Origin of the sequence: Lysobacter antibioticus HS124, from assembly GCF_000336385.2 — a bacterium.
Classification (GTDB): Bacteria; Pseudomonadota; Gammaproteobacteria; order Xanthomonadales; family Xanthomonadaceae; genus Lysobacter; species Lysobacter firmicutimachus.
Genome location: NZ_HG424493.1, coordinates 58158 through 81201, shown reverse-complemented (window position 1 = coordinate 81201; position 23044 = coordinate 58158). Strand labels below are relative to the sequence as shown.

Here is a 23044-nt window from a genome sequence, read left to right as displayed (position 1 = left end):
AACCCGCCAAGCCGGCCGCTCCGGCCGCCACCTCGGCCAACGACCAGCTGCCGCCGGGCGCGCGCTTCGCCGCCAACGTCCAGGGCGTCGACGCCTCGCAGGTCGAAGGCACCGGCCGCAAGGGCGCGGTGACCAAGGAAGACATCGTCAACTACGCCAAGTCCGGCGGCGTCGGCGCGGCCGCCGGCCTGCGTCCGGAAGAGCGCGTGCCGATGACCCGCATGCGCGCCCGCATCGCCGAGCGCCTGATGCAGTCGAAGAACTCGATCGCCATGCTGACCTCGTTCAACGAAGTCAACCTGGGCAAGGTCATGGCCATGCGCAAGGAGCTCGGCGAGAGCTTCGAGAAGGCCAACGGCGTCAAGCTGGGCTTCATGAGCTTCTTCGCCAAGGCCGCCGCCAACGCCCTGCAGCGCCACCCGATCGTCAACGCCTCGGTCGACGGCAACGACGTGATCTACCACGGCTACTCCGACATCTCGATCGCCGTGTCCACCGACAAGGGCCTGGTGACCCCGGTGCTGCGCAACGTCGAGCGCATGGGCTTCGCCGACATCGAGAAGGCCATCGGCGACTACGCCAAGAAGGCCCGCGACGGCAAGCTGGCGCTGGAAGACCTGCAGGGCGGTACCTTCACCATCACCAACGGCGGCACCTTCGGCTCGCTGATGTCGACCCCGATCGTCAACCCGCCGCAATCGGCCATCCTCGGCATGCACGCCATCAAGGAGCGCGCTATCGTCGAGAACGGCCAGGTCGTCGCCGCGCCGATGATGTACCTGGCGCTGTCCTACGACCACCGCATCATCGACGGCAAGGACGCGGTGCTGTTCCTGGTCGACATCAAGAACCAGCTGGAAAACCCGCACCGCATGCTGCTGGGCATGTAATGCCGAGCCGGGATTCGGGAATGGGGATTCGGGATTCGCAAAGGCAACAGCCCGCGCGGGTGCCCCCCTCTCCCGAAACCTCGGCTTTATCGCAGCACTTTCGCGGGCTTCGGAATTCGCAGCGCTGACGCGCTTTGAACGAATCCCGAATCCCCAATCCCGAATCCCGTGAGCGAATCAATGAGCGAACAATTCGACGTAGTCGTCATCGGCGCCGGTCCGGCCGGCTACCACGCCGCCATCCGCGCCGCCCAGCTCGGCCTGAAGACCGCCTGCATCGACGCCGCGCTCGGCAAGGACGGCAAGCCCGCCCTCGGCGGCACCTGCCTGCGCGTGGGCTGCATTCCGTCCAAGGCCCTGCTCGACAGCTCGCGCCAGTTCTGGAACCTGCAGCACCTGTTCGGCGAGCACGGCATCAGCGCCGACAACGCCAAGATCGACGTCGCGACCATGGTCGGCCGCAAGGACAAGATCGTGAAGCAGTTCACCGGCGGCATCGCGATGCTGTTCAAGGCGAACAAGGTCGCGCCGTTCTACGGCTTCGGCACCCTGCACCCGGGCAACGTGGTCAAGGTCAAGCAACACGACGGTTCCGAAGTCGAGCTCAAGGGCACCAACGTCATCATCGCCGCCGGTTCGGACTCGATCGAACTGCCGTTCGCCAAGTTCGACGGCGACAAGATCGTCGACAACGTCGGCGCGCTGGACTTCACCTCGGTGCCCAAGCGCCTGGGCGTGATCGGCGCCGGCGTGATCGGCCTGGAGCTGGGCAGCGTGTGGAAGCGCCTGGGCGCCGAGGTCACCATCCTCGAAGCCCTGCCCGACTTCCTCGCCGCCGCCGATGCCGAGGTCGCCAAGACCGCGGCCAAGGAATTCAAGAAGCAGGGCCTGGACATCAAGCTCGGCGCCAAGGTCTCCAAGGCCGAGATCAAGGGCGACGAAGTCCACCTGACCTACAACGACGGCAAGGCCGACCAGCAACTGGTCGTGGACAAGCTGCTGGTGGCCGTCGGCCGCCGCGCCGCCTCCAAGGGCCTGCTGGCCGAAGGCACCGGGGTCAAGCTCAACGAACGCGGCCAGATCGAGGTCGACGAGCACTGCCACACCGGCGTCGATGGTGTGTGGGCGATCGGCGACTGCGTGCGCGGCCCGATGCTGGCGCACAAGGGCTTCGAGGAAGGCATCGCGGTGGCCGAACTGATCGCCGGCCTGCCCGGCCACGTCAACTTCGACACCATTCCGTGGGTGATCTACACCGAGCCGGAAATCGCCTGGGTCGGCCGCACCGAACAGCAGCTCAAGGCCGAAGGCGTGCCGTACAAGACCGGCAGCTTCCCGTTCGCGGCGATCGGCCGCGCGGTGGCCATGGGCGAGCCGGCCGGCTTCGTCAAGGTCATCGCCCATGCCGAGACCGACCGCGTGCTCGGCCTGCACCTGGTCGGCGTCGGCGTCTCCGAACTGGTCCACGAAGGCGTGCTGACCATGGAGTTCAAGGGCTCCGCCGACGACCTCGCCCGCATCTGCCACGCTCACCCGACCCTGTCGGAAGCGATCCACGACGCGGCGATGGCGGTGGACAAGCGCGCGATCCATAAGGCCAATTGACGGCCGGGATTCGGGATGGGAGATTCGGGATTCGCAAAGCGGTTCCGACCCGACCGATCCTACGCAGACGCCAGGCCCGTGCCTGGCGTTTTGCGTTTCTGCTTGCTGCCATCCCCGCCCCCGATGTCCGCTTTTACAAATCCCGAATCCCGAATCTCGACTCCCATGCGAACCCTCTGCGTCTACTGCGGCTCCAACTCCGGCTCCAAGCCGATCTACACCGAACGCGCGATGGCGCTGGGCCAGCGGTTGGCCCGGGACGGCATCGCCCTGGCTTACGGCGGCGGCAACGTCGGCCTGATGGGCGTGGTCGCCGATGCCGTGCTCGAAGGCGGCGGCCAGGTCATCGGGGTGATTCCCGAGCAGTTGGTCAACTGGGAAGTCGCCCATCGCGGCCTGAGCAAGCTGGAGATCGTCGGCTCGATGCACGAGCGCAAGGCGCGCATGTTCGACCTGGCCGACGGCTTCATCGCCCTGCCCGGCGGCTTCGGCACCCTCGACGAGATGTTCGAGATGCTGACCTGGCGCCAGCTCGGCATCGGCCACAAGCCCTGCGCCTTCCTCGACATCGACGGGTTCTATTCGCCGCTGATGGGCATGCTCGACCGCATGGTCGAAGAGCGCTTCCTGCACCCCGACCAGCGCCAGGACCTGTGGCACGGCGACGATATCGACGCCATGCTGGGTTGGATGCGCGACTACGTGCCGGCGTCCTCCTCGAAGTGGATGGACGAAAAGCGCCGCAACGCGCTGCGCTGAGCCGCCCTGCCGCGGCACGGCGGGCTCGCGCAGGCGCTGTTCCCAGCCGCGCTCCGGCGCGCGTTTCGCGAAAGCGTCCGCGCAAAGTACCCTAGGAAAATACGTCCGGAAAAAGGAGTTCCGACCATGCGCCGTAACGCATTGCCGCTGACCGTTCTGGCCCTGTCCGCGTTGTGCGCCTGCCAGCCCGCGTCGCGCGGCGGCGGCAACGCGGTCGAGGACACCACCATCGAAGTCGAGCGCAGCGGCGGCGGCGCCGACAGTCCTGTCTATCGGCTGCGCATCGGCGGCAACGGCATCGCCATGTTCAGCGCGCCCGACGCCAGCGGACGTCATCCGCTGCGGCACTCGAACGGCGAGGTCATGGCCATGCACCCGCTCGACGAAGCCCAGCACGTGACCCTGGTCGGACTGCTCAACTCGCAAGCCTTCGCCGCCCTGGCCCCTCGCTACGAGGCAGGAGGCAAAAACGGCGCGCTCACCACCATTACCGTTGCCGGCCGCGCCGGCAAGCGCCGCGTCACCCAATACGCCGTCGCCTGCCTGCGCGACAGCAAGCGCCCCGGCGCCGTGCCGTCGAACGCCATCGGCGCGGGATCGGGTTTCGTTCCCGACGTGTTTTGCGAGGCCGTCGACCTGATCGAGAACGCCAGCTGCGCCGGCTACTGGTCGGCGCAGATCCGCCCGCCGCGCGATCCGTCCGATCCGCGGCTGTCGCCGCCGGAGCGTTGCCGACTACCGACCCAGGGCCGCCCCGGCGGCGCCCCGCCGATGCTCTGATCCCATGCGGCGGCACGGAGGCTTGCATCCGCATGCCCCGCCGTCCCTTGCCGATGCGTCGCCCGTCCAGGGTTTGCCGCTGCGGGCGGCAACCCGCGTCGCCGCGCGCTTCGCGACCCGGTCCCCGAAGCCGCCGACGCGCTCGGCTATCATCGCGTTTCTTCATTCGCCCGCGGCCGCAGCGCCGCGCGCCATCGGACGGACCGACGCCATGCCCCTGCCCGCCTCGTTCAACGCCTTCCGCATCCACAGCGACGCTGCCGGCTATCGCAGCGGCATCGAGGCGATCGGCCTCGACCAGCTCGCGCCCGGCGAGGTGGTGATCAAGACCGCCTACTCCTCGATCAATTTCAAGGATGCGCTGGCCGGCACCGGCGAAGGCAAGATCCTGCGCCGCTTCCCGCTGGTCGGCGGCATCGACGTCGCCGGCCATGTGGTCGCCTCGACCGATCCGCGCTTCAAGGAAGGCGATGCGGTGCTGACCACCGGCTGCGGCCTCAGCGAGACCCGCGACGGCGGCTACAGCGAGTACGCGCGGCTGGAAGCGCAGTGGACGATCCCGCTGCCGTCCGGGCTGAGCCTGCGCGAGAGCATGATCCTGGGCACCGCCGGCTTCACCGCCGCGCTGGCCCTGCACCGCATGCTCGACAACCGCCAGACCCCGGAACTGGGGCCGCTCGCGGTCACCGGCGCCAGCGGCGGCGTCGGCTCGCTCGCGCTGGACATCTTCAGCCGCGCCGGCTTCGAGGTGCATGCGATCAGCGGCAAGGCCGAGCAGGCCGACTACCTCAAGCGCATCGGCGCCAGCCAAGTGCTCGGCCGCGACGCCCTGCAGACCGCGCGGCCGATGGAATCGGCGCGCTTCGGCGGCGGCCTGGACAACGTCGGCGGGCCGATGCTGGCCAGCCTGCTGGCGCAGACCGCGCCCTACGGCAACGTCGCCACCGCCGGTCTGGCCGCCAGCCACGACCTGGCGACCACGGTGATGCCCTTCATCATCCGCGGCGTGTCTCTGCTCGGCGTGGCCTCGGCCGGCACCGCGCGCGAGATCCGCGACGAGATCTGGCAGCGCCTGGGCAGCGACTGGAAACCGCGCCACCTGGAGCGGATCTGCACCCGCGAAGTGCCGCTGAGCGGGCTGGCGGAGGTCTTCTCCGGCATGCTTTCGGGCGGTTCGCTGGGCCGGACCCTCGTCGTGATCTAGTTGGCATTGCAGCGGCGCGGCGCGTCGCTACAATCGGCCGCAGATATTTGGGGGAATCACATGGCGCGCATTCTGATCGTCGACGACTCGCCGTCCCAGTTGATGGGCATCCGTCGCATCGTCGAAAAACTGGGGCACGAGGCCTTGACCGCGGAAGACGGCGCCGCCGGCGTCGAAGCGGCCAAGCGCGAGCTGCCCGACCTGATACTGATGGACGTGGTGATGCCCAACCTCAACGGGTTCCAGGCCACGCGTTCGATCTGCCGCGAGCCGACCACCAAGCACATCCCGATCGTGCTGGTCACCACCAAGGACCAGGACACCGACCGCGTCTGGGGCATGCGCCAGGGCGCCAAGGCCTACATCACCAAGCCGTTCAGCGAGACCGATCTGTCCGAGATCATCGGCCAGTTGCTGCCCTCGGCGGCCTGAACGGCCGGCGCGCCGCGCGCCGGACCGCAAGCGAAAAATCCCGGCCGAAGCCGGGATTTTTCGTTTCTGCGTCCGCCGATGCGTCCGCGGCGGCGGATTCAGTCGCGCCGCCAGTCCTCGCCGAACGCCGCGCGCAGGCCCTGGTAAGCCTCGCGTTGGGCCTCGCTCTCCGGCTTCGGCGCCAGCACTTCCAGCTCGACGATCTGGTCGCCCGAGGGGCTGCCCGGCAGGCCGCGGCCGCGCAAGCGCAGCTTGCGCCCGGCTTCGGAAGCCGCGGGAATCTTCAGCTCGACCGCGCCGCCCAGGGTCGGCACGCTGACCGTGGCGCCGAGCGCGGCCTCCCACGGGGCCAGCGGCAGCACGTGGACGACGTTGCGGCCGTCGACCTCGAACTGCGGGTGAGCGGCGTATTCGATCTCCAGCAGCAGATCGCCGTGAGTGCCTTGGCCGGCCAGGCGGATCAACTGGCCCGGGCGGATGCCCTTGGGCACGCGCACGTCCAGGGTCTTGTTGTTGATCGAAATGCGCACGCTGCCGCCTTCGTAGACGGTTTCCAGCGACACCGCGAGCTTGGCCCGGGTATCGCCTCGCGGCGGCGCGCTGCGACCGGCCTGGCCGCCGAAGCCGCTCGCCGCCGAACGTCCGCGGCCGAACAGGTTCTCGAAGAAGTCGCTGAAGCCGCCGCCGGCGCCGCCGCCGGCGAAGATCTCCTCGAAATCGACCCCGCCGCCGCCGTAGCCGCCGCCGAACCCGCCGGGAGGCGGCTGCACTTCGTCGCCGGGCCGATAGCCGCGCGCGCGCAGCTGATCGTAGGCGGCGCGCTTCTGCGGATCGCGCAGCGCCTCGTAGGCCTCGTTGACGGCCTTGAATTTCTCCTCCGCGCCGGCCTCCTTGCTGACGTCGGGGTGGTACTTGCGCGCCAGGCGCCGATAGGCCGTTTTGATCTCGGCCTCGCCTGCGCTCGGCTCCAGGCCGAGGGTCTCGTAGTAATCCTTGAACTGCATTGCCTGCTCCCGACTCGCAACCGCCAGCGTCAGCGTACTGCGCTCACGCCGCCTTGACGCATCATTAAGCGGACAGCATGGCGGCGCCCGGCGCGATTTCAAGTCGCGTTGACGCGACATTAGCGCCGCCAGCCTAGACTCGACCCCATCACAGGAGAATCCCATGAGCATCCAGGTCGGCGACCGCCTGCCCGAAGTCGTCCTCAAGCGCATCCACGAAGGCATCGAGAGCGTGGACACCCGTGCCCTGTTCGACGGCCGCAAGGCCGTGCTGTTCGCCGTGCCCGGCGCCTTCACCCCGACCTGCTCGGAAAAGCACCTGCCCGGCTTCGTCGAGCACTTCCAGCAGTTCCGCGACAAGGGCATCGAAGTGGCCTGCATGGCCGTCAACGATCCCTTCGTCATGCAGGCCTGGGCCAAGAGCCAGCACGTGCCCGAGGGCATGATGATGCTGTCCGACGGCAACGGCGACTTCACCCGCGCGCTCGGTTTGGAGCTCGACGCCAGCGCCTACGGCATGGGCCTGCGCTCCAAGCGCTTCGCCCTCTACGCCGAAGACGGCGTGGTCAAGCAACTGCACGTCGAAGCGCCCGGCGAGTACAAGGTGTCCTCGGCCGAGTATCTGCTGGAATCGCTCTGAGTCCCCGGCGTCGGCCGCGCGACCGGTTCGCGCGGCCGACGCTCCTCCCTCCACCGCTCCACCGCACGCCGAGGTACACCGCCCCCTTCCCCCGCCGCCAGGAGGCCGCCATGCCTGCCAAGCCCATGCGCCAGAACGACGCTCCCGCGTCCGCGTTCGTCACCGACCTTGCGACCATCCGCGCCCGCGCCCGCCAGCACATCGAGGACGGCGCGATCACCGCCAGCTACACCGCCGACCGCAGCGCGGTGATCAAGCTGCTCAACGAAGCCCTGGCGACCGAGATCGTCTGCGTGCTGCGCTACAAGCGCCACTACTTCATGGCCAGCGGCCTGATGGCCGAAGCGGTCAAGGCCGAGTTCCTCGAGCACGCCAACCAGGAGCAGGCCCACGCCGACCGCATCGCCGAACGGATCGTGCAACTCGGCGGCGAGCCCGACCTCAACCCCGACGTGCTGTCCAAGCACGCCCATGCCGAATACGTCGAAGGCCGCGATCTGCGCGACATGGTCAAGGAGGACCTGATCGCCGAACGTATCGCCATCGACAGCTATCGCGAGATCATCCGCTTCGTCGGCGACCGCGACACCACCACCCAGCGGCTGATGGAAGACATCCTGGCCCAGGAAGAGGAACACGCCGACGAGCTGGCCGACCTGCTCGACGGCTGGACCGGCCAGTAAGCGCCCCTATAGGAGCGGCGTCCGACGGGATTTCTTCCGGTCGCAAGCGGCGGCCGCCGAGGCGGCGTATGCGCGCGACCTTTCCGCAGCCCGGATCGTTGGCGAGTTCTGCCGCTACCGGGCTTCGGATGACACGCTGTCGAACACCGCTTCGGTTGGTCGCGGCTCACGCCGCTCCTACAAGGGCCTGCTCGGCGAACAGGCCGCGGCCGAGATCGAACGCGGTCTGCAACTGCGCGGCAGCCTCGTCCGGGCGGGTGTGCAACAGCAACTCCGAGGTCAGCACGTGCGCGCCGCAGTAGTCGAAAATGCCGTGGTCGATCTGGGTCTTCATCGCCGTTTCGTAGCCATGCTTGGCGTAGGTGCGGCGGCCGGCGCCGCCGACGCCGATCAAGTGCACCTCCAGGCGTTGCAGCTTCTTGACCACCCGGCCGTCGGCCTCGTCGTAGGCCCAGCCGTTGGCGAACACGCGATCGACCCAGCCCTTGAGCAGGCCCGGCATCGACCACCAGTACACCGGAAACACCAGCGCCAGGGCGTCGGCGCGGTCGATGCGCGCCTGTTCGGCGAGCACGTCGGCCGGGGCTTCGGCGCGACGATAGAAGCCCTCGATATCGGCGGCGTTGAAGCGCGGGTCGAAGCCTTCCGCGGCGAGATCGGCGATTTCGCCGCGGTGGCCGGACTCGGTCAGGCCGGCGGCGAGACGGGCCGCGACCGCATGGGTCAGCGATTGCGGGTCGGGGTGGGCGACGACGATGAGCGCGTGCATGGGAACTCCTGAATTGAAATTACTAAAAGTAACCTACCTAAAGTAAGTTACGATCAGTACATTCCCCCGTCAAGCCTCGGATTCGGACCGATTGCGTCGCCTGCCTCGCCCTGGCCGCTTAGACTGCGCGGCGTGGACCGACAAAGCGAAATCGCCCGCCTGCGCCAACGTCTGGAACGCGATCACTGGCCGCGCCTGCAGATGAGCCTGATCGTGCTGCTGACCGGCGCGGTCGGCTTCCTGGTCTCCTACGCCTTGCTCGTTGCCGGCGTGGACGCCATGGCGCTGCGCTATCCGCTCGCCGCCGCCGGCGCCTACCTGGCCTTCCTCGCCCTGCTGTGGACCTGGGCGCGCACGCGCGAACACGATGCCTGGAGCGAGGTCGATCCGACCGAGGTCGGTTTCGACGCCAGCGGCGGCCGACCCGCGGCCCAAACCGCGGACACCGGCGACGGCGACTGGGACGTGTCCGCCGCCGACGCCGGCGACGAAGCGGCCTGGGTGCTGGCGGCGCTGGCGGTGGCGCTGTGCGCCGGGCTCGCCGCGCTGTGGGTGATCTGGATCGCGCCGGCCCTGATGGCCGAGTTGATCCTCGACGTCGCCCTGGCCGGCGGCCTGTACCGGCGCCTGCGCCGGATCGAAACCTCGCATTGGCTGAGCACGGCGCTGCGGCGCACCGCCCTGCCGTTCCTGATCATCGCCGCGATCGCCGCCGGCGCCGGCGCGGCGGGCGCCGCCTATGCGCCGGGCGCGCAGACCTTCGGCGATGTGCTGGCGGTCTGGCACGGCGCAGGTTGAACGCAGCCCACCGCGCGCCGCAACGCCGCTTCATCTAGGAACGACCTAGACCCCAACAGCCGCAGCGACGGACGCAAGCGCGGCATCCGAAGCCGTGGCCATCGATGTGTTTCGGCACGTTCCAAGGCAGTGCCGACGGCTCCGGCTTCGTCGCAACGCCGGCGTACACCACTGCGGTGGTCGCGACTTACCCCGCTTCTACGCTGGAGGACGATCGGCTCTTGCAGGAGCGGCGTCGCGCTCAGCGCAAGACCTTGAAGCGCACCCGCGACCAGGCGCCGGTGTCGGCCAGCGCGGTCAGTACGTGCTCGCCGGGTTCGCCGAAGTCGTGCTCGAAGCGTCCCCTGCCCTGCGACTCGCCGATCAGCCGGCCGTCGAGCAGCCAGCGCACCCGCGCGTCGCTGCCGAGCGCGCGCACCGACAGGCGCAGCGGCGCCTGGCTGCCGGGCGCGCGCGCCAGGGTGGCCTGATCGTCGATGCCTTCCACGCGCAATTCCTCGACCGCGTCGCGGCCGTCGTCGCTGCAGTCCGGCGCCAGCGCCGGCAGTTGCGAGGCGCGCCGGGTCTCCACGGGCAGCCACGGCGAGGCCAGCGCCGGCCAACGGGCGATTTCGCGCGGTTCGCGCCGGTGCGGCCGCGAGCACTCGGCCGACAGGCGTTGGCCGCTGTCGGCATCGGCGTCGAAGCGCTCCACGCCTGCGCTCCACAAGCGCGCGTCGCGTTCGGCGAAGGTCGGCGGCACCGAGCCGTCCAGGGTCCAGGCCTGCATGCGGCGCTGGCACAGCGCCGGCGCCTGCGGATCGGGCGGCAGTCCAAGCGGCCAGCAGACCTCGATCTGTTCGACCCCGCGCGGCGGCGGCCGCAACGCGGCGTCGCCGCGTTGCCGCGGCAGGCTGTCGACCACTTCGAACAGCAGCGGCAAGGCGGTGACCGCGCCGTACTGACCCGGCAAAGGCGTGCCGTCCGGACGTCCGACCCAGACTCCCACGGTGTAACGGCGAGTGCTGCCCAAGGCCCAGGCGTCGCGGAAGCCGTAGCTGGTGCCGGTCTTCCACGCCACCCGCGGCCGCCCCTGCGGGTCGAAGGTCTGTTCGACGCTGCCGGGGCGCGGGTTGGCCTCGAGGATCTCGCGCACGATCCATGCCGCGCCCGGCGACAGCAGGCGCCGGTCCAGGCGCGCCTCGTCGGCGCGGTAACGCACCCGTCCGGCGACGCCGTTGCGGTTGAACGCGGCGTAGGCGCCGACCAGATCCTCCAAACGCGCGCCGGTACCGCCGAGTATCATCGCCAGATTGGGCGTCGCGCCGCGCGGCCAATGCAGATCGATGCCGGCATGGGCCAGGCGCGCGGAGAAACGCGACGGCCCGACCCGCTCGAGCAGATCCACCGCCGGCACGTTCAAGGACAGGCGCAGCGCGGTCGCGGCGCCGACCGGGCCATTGAACGCCGCGTCGAAATTGCCCGGCCGGTAGCCGCCGAAGGCCTGCGGCGCGTCCACGAACAGGCTCTCCGAGTGAATCAGGCCGTCGTCCAGGGCCAGGCCGTACAGGAACGGCTTCAAAGTCGAACCCGGCGAGCGCCAGGCCTGGACCATGTCGACATGGCCCAGCCGCGCGGCATCGCCGAAGGTCACCGAACCGACATAGGCGCGCGCTTCCACAGTGGCGTTGTCGACCACCAGCAGCGCCGCCGACGTGCGTTCGGGCAAGGTCGAGAAGTACGCCGAAACCCGGTCCTCGAGCGTGCGCTGCAGTTCCAGGTCGATGGTCGAGACGATCCGCCCCGCCTTCGGGTCCTCGCTGCGCAAGCGTTGCGCCAACAACGGCGCGTAGCGCGGCGGCTGCAGCGAACGCGCCACCACCGGTTCGACCCGCGCATCGGCGACCTGCGCCGGCGTCCACACGCGCAACGCGGCCATGCGCGCCAGCACCTTGTCGCGGGCGATGCGCGCACGCTCGGGCTCGCGGTCCGGCCGCAAGCGGCTCGGCGACTGCGGCAACACGGTCAACAACGCCGCCTCGGCATGCGACAGGCGCGCCGAGGGCTTGCCCAGATAAGCCCAGCTCGCGGCCTCCACGCCTTCGACGGTGCCGCCGAACGGCGCCCGGTCGAGGTACAGGGCCAGGATCTCGCGCTTGGACAGGTGCGCCTCCAACTGCAAGGCGCGCAGCACTTGGCGCAGCTTGGCGCCGAGGCTGCGCCGGCCCTCGCCGGGACGCGCGTCGAGGATGCGCGCGACCTGCATGGTCAGGGTCGAACCGCCCGACACCACCCGCCCGCTGCGCAGCCATTGCCCGGCCGCGCGCAGCATCGCCAGCGGATTGATGCCGGGGTGTTTCCAGAACCAGCGGTCTTCGTAGTTCAGCAACGCCTGCAGGTACAGCGGCGACACCTTGGACGCCTCGACCGGATAGCGCCACACGCCGTCGCGATCGGCGAACGCGCGCAGCGGCGTGCCGTCGGCGGCGACCACCACCGCACCGGCGTCGCGCGGCTGCGGCAGGGGCAAGGGAAAGGCCAGGTCCAGCAGCATCGTCGCCGTCGCCAACGACAGCGCCAGCAGCAAGGCTTGCAGCACGCGCCGGCGCAGCCGTTGCCGGCGCGGCGGAACGGGTGCGGGCGCAGCGGCGGCGGAAACGGACGGAGCGGACGGCATGACGAAGACGGCTGAGAAAATCAGGCTACGGCAAAACTTCCGGCGAGAAGCGTACCGCTGCGGCGGACCGCAGAGGCGGTGTCCGGCAGGCAGCCTCCCGGCCGGGACACGGCACGGGCGCCGTCAGGCGACAGACGCGGCGCGCCCGGCCCTCGGCCGACGGGCATTCGCGCAACGCGCCGGGCCAGGGCCTGGACACGGAAGCCCCGGCCGCAGAGCCGGCGCATCGCGCGGCCGCCGCGCGACCGGTGGCCTCGCCGGACGCAGACGCCGCGCGAAGGCGAAGCCGGCGCCGTCATCAACCCGCGGTGTTGATCGCGACGATGTCCAGCTTGCCCTCGCTGAGCAACAGCACCAGGTTCTGGCCGCCGTCGCCCTGGCTTTGGGCCACGTCGATGCGCGCATCGATGATGCGATTGTCGTTGCCCTCCTCGCGGTCTTCGTCCGGGTCGAAAACGATGTTCAGGCTGTACTTTTCGCCGTCCGGCGCCGGCACCACGACGCCGTGGCCGCCCGCGGCATCGCGCTTGAACGGTTGGGCGACGGTCGCGGCGATCGCCGCGGCGTACAGATCGGCGCGGTCCTTCGGAAACAGATCCTGGAAGTGCGCCTGCGCGGTGGCGCGGTCGATCTTGCCGCCGGTCTTCTTCGCCACCGCTTCCAGCGGAGTGTCGTAGATCGGCCAGTAGGTCACGTCGAGCGGGAAGCGCAGCGCGTCCAGCACCACGCGCCGGTCGCCGGACGCGAACGCCGCGCCGAGCGGCTTGAGCAGGTTGACCACCCGCTGCTCGACGGTCTCATGGCCGACCTGGGCCAGGCCCTTGCCGTCCCAGGCATAGACGTAATAGCCGACGGTCTTGGGCCGCGCGGCACTGCAGATATCGGGCTCTTCGACGTAGAGCTTGCCGTCCTCGATCTTGCGCGGGAACGCGCAGTAATCCGGCAACCCCGCGCGCGGCAACAGTTGCGCGCCCTGCGGACGCGACATCGCCACCGCCAGGCGCATGTTCGCGGCCATGGTCGCGTCCGGCGTGCCCTCGCCGTAGGCGATCACGACGTCGTCGCTGCCGTCGCCGTCGAGATCGCCGAGCAGATGCGAGTAGCCCAGGCGCTGGAAGTCCGGTTCGGTCTTGCGCAGGGCGGCGAAAGCGCGCTCGGCGATCTGCTGTTTCGACAAGGCCGGCGCGGCCGCAGCCGCAGTCGCATTGGCGGCCGCATCGGCCTGCGCGGCAGCGGCGGGCGCAGCCTGTCCGCCGCCCTGGCAAGCGCCCAGGCCCAGGATCAGCCCCAATGTCGGAATCATCAGCGCGGGGGATTGTCGCATGTTCGCTCCTTGCGTTCGTTGCGTTCGTTGCCTGCGCGGGTCGCGGCGGGTCGCCGCGGCTCGCACGAGGCGAGAAAAACCTTACTCGCTTTCGCTGTCGAAGCCGCTGTGATCGAGCAGGTAGAGCCGGCCCTGGATCAGCAGAAAGCGGACCGAATAGCCGACCCCGTCGCCCTGCGGCCATTCCAGCGTGGCGACCGCATCGTTGACCGTGTCGCCATCGCCGAGTTCGGCCAGTTCGCCTTCCGGTTTCAGGTTCAGGTGCAGCTTGTACTCGCCGCGCACGGCCATACGCTCGTTCGCGCCGAGCTGCCGGAACGTCTGGCCCGACAACGCCTGGACCGCGGCGATGAATCCGGCCCGGCGCGCAGCCTCGTCGAACAGCGGATCGGCCGCTGCGGCGGACGCGTCGGCCGCGGCCGGCCCCGGCCGCAGGAACGCAGCCGCATCGCCGCTACGGCCGCTGCGCAAGGCCTCGGCCAGTTCGCCCAACTGGGCCTGGATCTGCTCCTCGTTGGAGCGTTCGGCGCTCTGGCGCAGCCCCTGCGCCGTCCATTCGTATTCGTAATGGGCGATGGTGCGCGGGAACGGAATCATGCAGGCTTCCAGCGAATCGACCCGCAGCCGGCCGCGGTCGATGCCGCGCACGGCCGCGCAATAACGGAACAAGTCCGGATCGTCGCGCTGCAGCTCCAGGCCGGCGTCGCGCATCAGCAGAATGCGCACGGTGTTGGTGACGTGCCGCGTCGCGCCGTCGGCGCCGATGCCGTACTCGACCGCAACGTCGTCGCGGCCGTCGCGGTCCAGGTCGCCGAAGGCGAACTGGCTGTAGTAGTCGTCGAAATCCGGATCGTCCTGGCGCAGCACCGCTTCGGCCGCCGCCTGCAGCGGCGGCACCGGCGCGGGCGCTTCGACCGGCGCCGGTGCGGATTGCGGCGGGTCGGCGGTCGCCACCGCCACCGCGGGCTCTGCCGGCGCCGGAGCCGGCGCGCTGTCGAGCGCACCGGCATCGGAGCGCGCACAGGCGCTCAATCCCAGCAGCAGGGCCAACGCGCCGAGCGCGACCGCCTGCCGCACGCGCATGCGCGCCGGCGCGACGGGAAGCGCATGGCCTCCCGTCGCCGAGGCCGCCGCGGTCACGGCTGGCGCACCGTCAGCGTCGACGGCACCGCCTTGCCGACCCCGCGCAGGTCGGGACGGTACATGTCCTCGACCAGCGACGGCGGCACCGTGTAGGTGCCCGGCGTCACCGCGCGCACCAGGTAGAACACCCGCGCGGTCTGGTTCTGTTCCAGCTTCAGCGCGGCGACGTAGCGATCGTCGCGGAACTCCTCATGGCGCACTTCGGCGGCGCTGCTGCGCTCGGAGATCTCGATCCCGTCCACCACCACGCCGGCCCATTGCTTGGCGTCGCCGAGGTTGAAGTTCTCGATCTCCAGGCCGGCCGGCAGCAAGTCGGTCAGCAGCGCGTCGGGCATGGCGCGGTGGGCCTTGATCGTGACCTGCACGATCAGCGCCTCGCCCTCGACCAGGCTGCCGCCGCTCCAGTCCTTGCCTTCGGTGGTGTAGTACTTGCGCCCGACCTCGATCTGCGAGGCGTCGGCCGCCGGTGCGCTGCGCGGCACGCCGGCCACTTCCATGCTCGCGTACAGCGGCGGCTGGCCGGTCGGGGCGAAGCTGACCCCGCGCGCCAGCGCCGCATAGTCGAACAGGCGCCCGACCAGCTTGCCCGGATCGGCATCGGAGGCGACGTCGCCGACGTTCCAGCGGCCGCCGATCTGCTTGCCCTGGTCGGCCATCAAGGCCTTGCCCAGCCGCGCCAGCGCGACTTGCTCCTGGGTGCTCAGCCACAGCCAGCCGCTGTTGCGGCGCGCGTCGAGTTCGCGTCCCATCGCCACGCTGCGCGCGTCGTATTCCGGCCGCGACAGTTTGTGCTCGTGGACCAGGGCGATCATCAGCGCATCGTCGCGCAAGCGGCTGCCGTAGTCGCCCAGGTACTCCGGACGATCCGAGGTGTCGCGGGCGAAGCCTTCCTTGATCGCCTTGGCGCCGCGCGTCTTGTCGCCCTGCAGGCTCAGCGCCAGGCCCAGGTGCACCAGCGGCAAACCGGTCAGGCTGTTCTTGCGGTCGTTGTCGTACATCGCGCGCAAGGTGCCCAGCGGCGCCCGGTTGACCCGCGCCAGCACATAGCCGGCATGCGCCTGGTAAGCGAACTTGAGGTGTTCGCGGCGGTCGTAGCCGTAGAACGAGGCATTGCCCGACAGCAGGTCCTCGTTGAGCACCTTCAAGGCCTTCTGCAGCATGGTCTCCGGCACGGCGAAGCCGCCGTCGCGGGCGTCGAGCAGGAACTCGACGATGTACGGCGTCAGGCCCGGGTTGACGTAGTCGCCATCGCCCCACATCGAGAAATGGCCGGAGCCGATCTGCATCGCCGCCAGGCGGCCGAACGCACCTTCCATGCGCGCGCGCCGCTGCTTGGCGTCCAGGCCCTTGGCGCCCAGCATCTTGGCGGTGGCTTCGTCGAGCTCCAGCGCGGCATAGCCCTTGCTGGTGGTCTGCTCGGCGCAGCCGTAGGGGTACTCCAGCGCCCCCTGCAGGGCGCTGGCGAACGGGATCGGCGGCAGCGCGCTGACCACCATGCGGGCATTGACCGAATCCGGCATCAAGCCCTCGGCCAGGTCGGCGCCGAGCTGGACCGCGCCGAGTTCGTCCAGCACCCGGGTGCGCGAACGCAACACCGCCGGCCAGGCCGGCCGCACCGGCACGTCGTAGCGGCGGTCGACCTGATAGCCGTTGCCGTCGACCCGCACCCGCACCTGGGCGGTGGTGTAGCCCTCGCGGGCGACGACCGGGAAGGTCAGGGTCTTCTTGGCCTCGACCCCGAGCGAGAGCTTGCGTTCGCCCTCGCTCAACGCCAGCGGCCCGATGCCCTCGACCTTGACCGAGAACTCGCCGGGCTTGCCGGTGAAGTTCTGCACGTCCAGGGTCACGTTGCTCTTGTCGCCGGGCGCCAGCACCCGCGGCGTGCTCGCCTCGGCCAGCACCGGCGCGCGCACCACGGTCTCGGCGTCGCGGTTGCCGTAGCTGCCGCCGGCATAGACCAGGGCCGAGACGCGCAAGGTGCCGTTGAAATCGGGCACGCGCAGCTTGACCCGCGCATTGCCCTTGGCGTCGAGCTTGACCGGCCCGGCGAACAGGTCGACGGTCTGCACCCGCGCGGTCGGGCGCCGCGCCTGCGGCAGGGCCAGCAAGGCCATGTCGCCGCCGAAGCGGATCTTGGCGGTGTCGCCCTCATAGCTTTCGATCACCCGGCCGTAGACGTCGTAGGCGTCGACGCCGAGGCGGCGCTGGGCGAAGAAGTGCGCGGCCGCATCCGGCACCGCGAAACGGGTGATGTTGAGAATGCCCAGGTCGACCGCGGACACGGTGACGTAGGCGTCCTTGCCGGCCAGCTGCGGCGCGCTGACGGTCACCGGCAGATCCTGCTCGGGCCGCATCAGCTTGGGCACGTTGAGCCCGACCGCGACCTTGCGCGCGCGCCGGTCCATCGGCACGTGGGCGACGCCGACCGCGCGCGCCGGGGTGATCTTGCTCGGCGCGCTGCCGCCGCGGAACACCAGCGCGGTGACGTAGACGTCGTGGCGCTCCCAGTCGGCGGTGACCGGAATCTCGAACTTGCTGCCGGCCTTGGCCTGGATTTCCTGCACGTACAGCATGCGGTCGGTTTCGACCATCAGCAGGCCCGGGCCTTCGTGCGGCGGGGTCAGGGTCACCTGCAGGGTGTCGCCGGCCTGGTAGCCGGTCTTGTCCAGGGCCAGCTTGACCTTGTCCGGACGCGCGTCGAGACCGCGGTTCTGGTCGTCCCAGCTCCAGCCGGCGCGGAACGGATAGCGCGTGGTCAGGCGCGTCGCCGGGTCGTAGACGTCGAGCCGATATTCGCCCCATTCGACCGGGAAATCGATCTTCTGCGGCGCGGCGCCGGCGTCCACGGTACGCACCTGCACGTCCTCGTAGCGACGGGTGAAGTCGTAGTCCCAGCCGCCGTCGTCGTCGTAGTTCCAGTGGTAGTCGCGATGCTCGCGCACCAGGGTCACGCGCAGGCCCTTGCCCGGGCGCGGCTTGCCGTCGCTGCCGACGCGGGCGATCTCGAAGCCGGCATTGCTGTCGGTGGCGGCGCCGTCCTTGTCGTCGAACAACGGACGCACGCCGACCAGCGCATCGGCCGGCCACAACACCCGCTTGAGGCTGCGGTTGACGCTGCGGCCGCCGGTCTCGTAGACGCTGCCGGTGACGATCGCGGCGATGGTGCTGACCGGCTTGGCCTCGTCCGGCAGGGCGATGTCCTGCTCCAGCTTGCCGTCCGGGCCCAGGGTCGTGTCGATCACGTCCTTGGCCTCCTTCGGCAGACTCAAGGTCGGGTCGCCGAAGAAGTAGCCGGGCAGTTGCTCCAGCGGATGCTGCTCGACCGTCACCGCGAGCTTGGCGGTGAAGCGGTTGCCGGCCGCAGGCGCGCCGTACAGATAGGCTGCGTCGACCCCGAGCTTGAACGGCTGGCCCGGGCGCAGCACCTCCGGCGCCTTCAGGTCGAGCTTGAGCCGCTCGGGCAGGAACTCTTCGATGCGCAGGGTCATGCCCTGCACCGCTTCCTTGCTCGCCGGGTCGGTGCGGAACTCGACCCGCCAGCGGCCGGTCGCGGCGTCGACCGGAATCGCCTGGGCATGGCGCACGTAGCCTTGCGGATCGGGCTGCAGGCGGGTTTCCAGGAAGGTCTTGCCGTCGGGCTGGACGTAACGCAGGAACACCGGCTGCAGCGGCTTGCCCTTGGTGTCGACCGGCTTGCCGTCCTGGTCGCGCAGCAGCGCCGACAGGCGCACGGTCTCGCCGGGGCGGTACAGATCGCGGCCGGACCAGGCGAATACGTCGAACCAGGCCTGCTCGCGGCCGGCGACGGCGAACTCGGACAGGTCCAGCGCCGGCTGGTTGAACGGCAGCATCGACACGTCGCTGCCGCGCTGGGCGATCAGCACGTGGCCGGCGTCGAGCCGATAGCCGAGCATGGCGTTGCCGTTGCGGTCGGTCTCGCCCTTCAACGCCGGCTCGCCCTGCGCGTTGAGCACCTTGAGTTCGACCCCGCCGACCGCCTTGCCGGTCTCCAGCGAGGCGACATGCACGAACAGCTTGTCCTTGTAGGCGCGGGCATGCAGGCCGAGGTCGCTGACGGTGAAGAACGCGGTCTCGAACTCGTCCTTGAACTGGCCGGCGCGCTTCATCACCGCGAAGTACAGGCCCGGTTCCTGCAGTTCCTTGATGTCCTGCAGCGGCAGATAGGTCAGCACCCGCTCGTTGGGCTTGCCGCCGAGCACGAAGCGGTTGACGTAGACCGGCTCGGCCAGCTTCGACAGCGGCTTCTTGTCGTCCCAGTCGCGCTCCAGCTCCCAGCTGCCGCGGCGGCCGCCGCGCTGGTACTCGGCGAAGAACTTGGGCAGCTCTTTTTCCTTGACCCGCAAGAACTCGACGTCGACCTCGGGCACGTTGATCGACACCACCGGCAGGCCGCGGCTGTCGCGCGCCGGCAGCACGCTGCCCTGCGAGGCGAAACCGACCACCGGCTCCAGCGGCCCGGTATAGACCTCCTTGCGGATCTCCCGGCCGACGCGGTCGCCGGCCGCGGCGGTCAGCCCCGCCTTGATCGTGACCACGTAGTCCTTGCTGGCCTCCACATGCGGGAAGCGCAGGATCTTGCCGTCGTCGTCCAGCACCCAGCTGCCCTGCACCGCCGCGCCGTTCTTGTCGGCGACCGCGATCAGTTCGTCAAAGCTCTGGGTGCCGACCAGCGGCTGGCTGAATTCCAGCGCGATCGCCAGTTCGTCGCGTTTCTGGTCCGGGTAGGCGGCGACCAGGCCGAAGCCCTTGACCGCCTCGCGCTGGGCCTGGATCGCTTCGCCGCTGGTTTCCGGCAGCTGGCCGCTGGTGTCGCGCTTGCAGCCGGCGAACAACGCGGTCGCGGCTATCAGCAGCGCGGCCAGGCCGCGGGTGGCGGAGCGCACCGCGCTCGGGCGCGGCATCCGCCGCGGTTGAGGTTGCATCGGGGATCCGTCCTGGCCGTGCGAGCGCATCGTGCGTGTCCTTGCAGAAACTGCGACGAGTATAGAGCGGGCTTGGTGATCGACAACCGTCGGCGACCGTCCGCCCGAACGCTCGCTGACGATCGGTTAAGGCCATCGCGCCCGTTGTCGGTTCGACTGCCGTCACTGAACGCAACCGCGCCCGCGCAGCGGCCGTCGACTTGGCACCGCCGTCACTGCCGGCCCGGTCCGCCCTGCCTAGACTGCGCGCCGTCTTGGCGACCCGGATCGACGTCGCCACCGGGATTCGCGATGCGCAAGAGCGACGGCAACCTGGTGATCTACACCCAGAGCGGCCAGGCCCTGTGGTCGTCGATCACCGCCGGCTACGGCCCGAGTTCGGCGATCCTGCAGACCGACGGCAATTTCGTCATCTACAACAGCACCCGCGCGACCTGGAGCAGCAACACCCACGGCCTGGCTTCGGCCCAGTTGCTGATGCAGAACGACGGCAACGTGGTGATCTACACCGCGGCCGGCGTGCCGCTGTGGCATACCGGCACCGGCGGCCACTAAGGCCCGCCCTCCGAGTTCGACCGTCGTTGCGGACCCGCGGCCGAGGCCGCGGGTCCTCGGCCGCCGGCGCGGCGCACGGCGCGCAGACGAATATCGGCGATCGATTCGCCGGCTCATGCCGAAAGATAATGATCCGGGGCTGCGAGGGCGATTGCAGAATCGCCCGGACCCGCATCACAACCGCCTCTGGAAAGTCTGTCGGATTCGGAAACTGCGAAATCGCGCGAATATGCCGCTGCCGCCATAACCGGCGCGAAGCGCGGCCCGGCGCTAAAAAATCCGCAAGATCGCGGCAAACAAGCCCGCGATCACATTGGAAAATCCGATCCGTTGCATAACCGCGCGCGGCCTGGCCGCAAGTTATTGCTGCGACGCAGCATAATATTCGAAACATTATTACACCCGCACTGTGCGAGAAAATCGATCCGCCAAATCGCGCAAAGCCGATGACAGAACGATTTCAGAAGAAATCATGTTGCGGCGCGTAGCGCACAGGTCGCATTCGCTATGTGACCTCCGTAGCCGCCGTTGACGGCTTTTTCGCCCCGCCCCTAGCGTGCCGTCCGCCGCGCGACGCGTCAGCGCGGTATCCGCACGAGGTTCGCCTGCGCAGGCGCTGAGGCACGGACGGCCATGCGCGCCGTCGCGCGACGGGCTACGGGGGAGCGGATGCACGAGCAATGAGAGCCGGCCGCGCCCGCGGCCTCCATCCAACTCGTTTCGGGGGTTACACCAGTGAATCGCTACGTATCGCCCAGCCTGCATGCCCTGTCCTTCGCCCTGTCGCTCGCTCTCGTCTCCGGCGCCGCCGGCGCGGCCCAGCGCGTGGACCTGCACAGCAAGGATGTCGCCCAGCTCAACAAGCAGTACCGGGCCGCGGTCGCCAAGTCCGGCGTCGCCGCCAAGGCCAGCGTCCGCCACGCCGAACTGATCTCGCTCGACGCCGACTCCTCGCTGGTCCAGCTCAAGAGCAGCCAGGACGGCAACGGCGTGCGCAACTACCGCTATCAGCAGACCTTCCGCGGCGTGCCGGTGTTCGGCGAGCACGTGGTGGTCAGCGAAGACGCCCAGGGCAACGTGCGCACCCTGTTCGGCCGCTCGGTCGAAGGCCTGGCCGCGGAACTGCCGGCCGCCGCGCCGAAGCTGAGCTCGGCCCAGGCCCTGAGCCTGGCCAAGAGCGCCGCGCTGGGCAAGCGCGCCTCGGCGCTGCAGACCCGCAACGAAAGCAGCCGCCAGATGATCTACATCGACGACAACGGCCGCGCCCACATGGCCTACGTCGTCAATTACTTCGCCGATGCCGCCCAGGGCGGCGAGCCGACCCGTCCGTTCGTGATCGTCGACGCCAACAGCGGCAAGATCCTCAAGCAGTGGGAAGGCCTGAACCATGCCCTGATCGGCACCGGCCCGGGCGGCAACCAGAAGACCGGCCAGTACGAGTACGGCACCAACTACGGCTACAACGACGTCGCGCAGAGCGGCAGCACCTGCACGATGAACAACGCCAACGTGAAGACCGTGAACCTCAATCACGGCACCAGCGGCAGCACGGCGTTCTCGTACACCTGCCCGCGCAACACGGTGAAGACCATCAACGGCGCCTACTCGCCGCTGAACGACGCGCATTACTTCGGCAAGGTCGTGTTCGACATGTACAACAGCTACGTCGGCCTGCCGCCGCTGACGTTCCAGCTGAGCATGCGCGTGCACTACAGCAACAGCTACGAGAACGCGTTCTGGGACGGCTCGGCGATGACCTTCGGCGACGGCGCCACGCGCTTCTACCCGCTGGTGAGCCTGGACGTGTCGGCGCACGAAGTCTCGCACGGCTTCACCGAGCAGCAGTCGGGCCTGATCTACTCCGGCCAGTCGGGCGGCATCAACGAAGCCTTCTCCGACATCGCCGGCGAAGCGGCCGAGTTCTTCATGAAGGGCAGCAACGACTACCTGGTCGGCGCGCAGATCTTCAAGGCCAACGGCGCGCTGCGCTACATGGACGACCCGACCCGCGACGGCCGTTCGATCGGCCACGCCAGCAACTACACCAGCGGCATGGACGTGCACTACTCGTCCGGCGTGTACAACCGCGCGTTCTACCTGCTGTCCAGGAAGGCCGGCTGGGATACGCCGAAGGCGTTCAAGGCCTTCGCCAAGGCGAACAAGGACTACTGGACCCCGAGCACCGACTTCAACAACGGCGCCTGCGGCGTCGAGAAGGCGGCGACCGATCTGGGCTACACCGTGGCCGACGTTTCCGACGCGTTCCTGACCGTCGGCGTCGACTGCCCCGGCGGCCCGGGCCCGGGCCCTGGCACCACGTACACCAACGGCACCGACTACGCGATCAACGACAACTCCACCGTCGACAGCCCGATCACGGTCTCCGGCCGCACCGGCAACGCCCCGACCAATGCGCAGGTCTCGGTGAACATCATCCACACCTACCGCGGCGACCTGAAGGTCGACCTGGTGGCGCCGGACGGTTCGCTGTACAACATCACCAACCGCGCCGGCGGCAGCGCCGACAACGTCACCGGCACCTACACGTTCAACCTCTCCAGCGAACCGCTCAACGGCACCTGGAAGCTGCGCGTGAACGACAACGCCAACCTGGACACCGGCCGCATCGATACGTGGAGCATCACGTTCTGATCGCGATCGGCGCCTAGCGGCGTCAAGCAAGAGAAACCCCGGCTTCGGCCGGGGTTTTTTTGGTTGGGGATTGGGGATTGGGGATTGGGGATTGGGGATGCGGATGCAGATGCCGGTCGAAGACCGGCACTGCCGCGTCCACAGCACGCCAGATGCCGTCGAGCCTGACGCCAGCCCGCGCTTCCCCTTTTGAAAAAGGGGGCTGTG

General features: G+C 69.3%; 17 protein-coding genes. 11 read left to right on the top strand and 6 right to left on the bottom strand.

Annotation, left to right across the window (positions count from 1 at the left end; all coding sequences use genetic code 11):
- The 6 genes from sucB to TX83_RS10440 all read left to right on the top strand — a co-directional run.
- A partial coding sequence (sucB, locus tag TX83_RS10465; protein ID WP_064747886.1) for a dihydrolipoyllysine-residue succinyltransferase occupies window positions 1-890 on the top strand: 890 nt, incomplete at its 5' end.
- A 180-nt stretch (window positions 891-1070) separates the two neighbouring features.
- Window positions 1071-2495: a dihydrolipoyl dehydrogenase gene (gene lpdA / locus TX83_RS10460; RefSeq protein WP_064747885.1), complete on the top strand. Its 1425-nt coding sequence runs from the start codon at window positions 1071-1073 to the stop codon at window positions 2493-2495.
- Window positions 2496-2660: 165 nt separating this feature from the next.
- Entirely contained in the window at window positions 2661-3254 is a 594-nt protein-coding gene (locus TX83_RS10455) for a TIGR00730 family Rossman fold protein (protein ID WP_064747884.1), read from the top strand.
- Window positions 3255-3380: 126 nt separating this feature from the next.
- A complete protein-coding gene (locus TX83_RS10450) occupies window positions 3381-4034 on the top strand; it encodes a hypothetical protein (RefSeq protein WP_064747883.1) in 654 nt (217 codons plus the stop codon).
- Between the two features lie 211 nt (window positions 4035-4245).
- Window positions 4246-5238 (top strand): YhdH/YhfP family quinone oxidoreductase, encoded by a 993-nt coding sequence (locus TX83_RS10445; protein ID WP_064747882.1) that lies wholly within the window; start codon window positions 4246-4248, stop codon window positions 5236-5238.
- 60 nt (window positions 5239-5298) lie between these two features.
- Window positions 5299-5670 (top strand): response regulator, encoded by a 372-nt coding sequence (locus tag TX83_RS10440; RefSeq protein ID WP_064747881.1) that lies wholly within the window; start codon window positions 5299-5301, stop codon window positions 5668-5670.
- A 98-nt stretch (window positions 5671-5768) separates the two neighbouring features.
- Here the strand turns inward: TX83_RS10440 and TX83_RS10435 are convergent, their stop codons facing one another.
- On the bottom strand, window positions 5769-6674 hold the full coding sequence (locus tag TX83_RS10435) for a DnaJ C-terminal domain-containing protein (RefSeq protein ID WP_064747880.1): 906 nt from the start codon (window positions 6672-6674) through the stop codon (window positions 5769-5771).
- 163 nt (window positions 6675-6837) lie between these two features.
- Here TX83_RS10435 and TX83_RS10430 point away from each other — a divergent pair, with 163 nt between their 5' ends.
- Together TX83_RS10430 and TX83_RS10425 are read left to right on the top strand one after the other, a co-directional pair.
- Window positions 6838-7314, top strand: coding sequence for a peroxiredoxin (locus TX83_RS10430; protein WP_064747879.1), 477 nt, complete (start codon window positions 6838-6840; stop codon window positions 7312-7314).
- A gap of 125 nt (window positions 7315-7439) precedes the next feature.
- The gene (locus TX83_RS10425) at window positions 7440-7997 is read left to right on the top strand and encodes a ferritin-like domain-containing protein (RefSeq protein WP_425606107.1); all 558 of its coding nucleotides are present in this window, start codon (window positions 7440-7442) and stop codon (window positions 7995-7997) included.
- Window positions 7998-8163: 166 nt separating this feature from the next.
- Here TX83_RS10425 and TX83_RS10420 read toward each other — a convergent pair whose 3' ends face one another.
- Entirely contained in the window at window positions 8164-8766 is a 603-nt protein-coding gene (locus TX83_RS10420) for an NAD(P)H-dependent oxidoreductase (protein WP_064747877.1), read from the bottom strand.
- A 132-nt stretch (window positions 8767-8898) separates the two neighbouring features.
- Between TX83_RS10420 and TX83_RS10415 the strand changes: the two genes are divergently transcribed.
- Window positions 8899-9564 carry a hypothetical protein gene (locus TX83_RS10415; protein WP_064747876.1) on the top strand — a complete coding sequence of 222 codons (666 nt, stop codon included), beginning with the start codon at window positions 8899-8901 and terminating at the stop codon, window positions 9562-9564.
- 241 nt (window positions 9565-9805) lie between these two features.
- Here the strand turns inward: TX83_RS10415 and pbpC are convergent, their stop codons facing one another.
- From pbpC to TX83_RS10395, 4 genes are all read right to left on the bottom strand, one after another.
- Window positions 9806-12220 (bottom strand): penicillin-binding protein 1C, encoded by a 2415-nt coding sequence (gene pbpC / locus TX83_RS10410; RefSeq protein ID WP_064747875.1) that lies wholly within the window; start codon window positions 12218-12220, stop codon window positions 9806-9808.
- A 298-nt stretch (window positions 12221-12518) separates the two neighbouring features.
- A complete protein-coding gene (locus TX83_RS10405; protein ID WP_141233462.1) occupies window positions 12519-13544 on the bottom strand; it encodes a hypothetical protein in 1026 nt (341 codons plus the stop codon).
- A gap of 81 nt (window positions 13545-13625) precedes the next feature.
- Entirely contained in the window at window positions 13626-14684 is a 1059-nt protein-coding gene (locus tag TX83_RS10400) for a hypothetical protein (RefSeq protein WP_141233461.1), read from the bottom strand.
- Entirely contained in the window at window positions 14681-19630 is a 4950-nt protein-coding gene (locus TX83_RS10395; protein ID WP_064747872.1) for an alpha-2-macroglobulin family protein, read from the bottom strand. The genes TX83_RS10400 and TX83_RS10395 overlap by 4 nt, the downstream gene beginning before the upstream one ends.
- 291 nt (window positions 19631-19921) lie before the next feature.
- On the opposite strand from TX83_RS10395, the gene TX83_RS10390 reads away from it, so the two are divergent.
- Both TX83_RS10390 and TX83_RS10385 read left to right on the top strand, forming a co-directional pair.
- Complete coding sequence (locus TX83_RS10390) at window positions 19922-20185, top strand: hypothetical protein (protein WP_064747871.1); 264 nt, start codon at window positions 19922-19924, stop codon at window positions 20183-20185.
- Window positions 20186-20920: 735 nt separating this feature from the next.
- On the top strand, window positions 20921-22837 hold the full coding sequence (locus tag TX83_RS10385; protein WP_075575100.1) for a M4 family metallopeptidase: 1917 nt from the start codon (window positions 20921-20923) through the stop codon (window positions 22835-22837).
- Window positions 22838-23044: the final 207 nt, after the last annotated feature.